The sequence below is a fragment of the Blautia sp. DFI.1.216 genome (assembly GCF_020594215.1).
Classification (GTDB): domain Bacteria; phylum Bacillota; class Clostridia; order Lachnospirales; family Lachnospiraceae; genus Blautia_A; species Blautia_A wexlerae.
Genome location: NZ_JAJDML010000153.1, coordinates 1 through 840, shown reverse-complemented (window position 1 = coordinate 840; position 840 = coordinate 1). Strand labels below are relative to the sequence as shown.

The following is an 840-nucleotide window of genomic DNA, read 5'->3' as shown; positions in this document are numbered from 1 at the left end:
TGGCTTGAAAAACGCCACGGTCTATGTAAGAATATATGGTTCTTCTGGAACAGGCAATCTCATCAGCATGAGATGCGTAGATGTGGGCAATAGATTGTCCTTTTTTGAGAAGCGGTGACAACAGGATGTCCAGTTTCTGTATACTTTCCGGTGTCTGATTGATTCCTTCTCTGCTTGTGGTCCTAAGGGCTTCATAGGTGTCCTGGGCGTATTTTGAAGAATAAATCTTTTTGTCCATCATGCAATTCGTTTTCTTGCTGCATCCATTGCACACATAAGGCGGTTTATTTAATTTCTCACATTCTCTTGGTTTATAAAATTTACAGACATCGCTGCATCTGAATTTTCTGCAGAGGACACATTTGTGCCGGCATTCATTATCACCGCACATATGCATGACATTACATATATTTGTCCGGGGCTTTGAACGATCATAATTATTTGCACAGGGAATAGGGGCAAATGCATCTGTACTTCTTTCCCTGATAATAGAATGACGTCTGACTTCTTTGGATATGGTACTTGGATCCTTGTTTAATTCTATTGCAATACTTCTAAATGAATCACCGTTATTTAAATGCTGTTCGATTATAATACGTGCAGATAAATCAAGATGTTTTTGGTTACCCTTTGGTCTTCCTGTATTCATTTTATCCTCCTTCTGCACAGGCAGGGGATCATCTGCAGTAGTATTTTATAAAAAGAAGAAGGAAAAATCCATGCAGAAGTAAATTCTACAGGTATAGAATTTACTCTTGCAAGGTAGAATTTAAAAATACATTTAAACTTAAATGAAAAACTAAATTCCAGCTGTGGATTATCTCAGTAACTATGCGGGAT

1 protein-coding gene is annotated in these 840 nt (G+C 37.6%); it reads right to left on the bottom strand.

Annotated elements, in window-relative coordinates:
- On the bottom strand, positions 1-649 hold a 649-nt coding region (locus LJE11_RS19185; RefSeq protein ID WP_227296412.1), incomplete at its 3' end, for a helix-turn-helix domain-containing protein.
- Between the last annotated feature and the right edge of the window lie 191 nt (positions 650-840).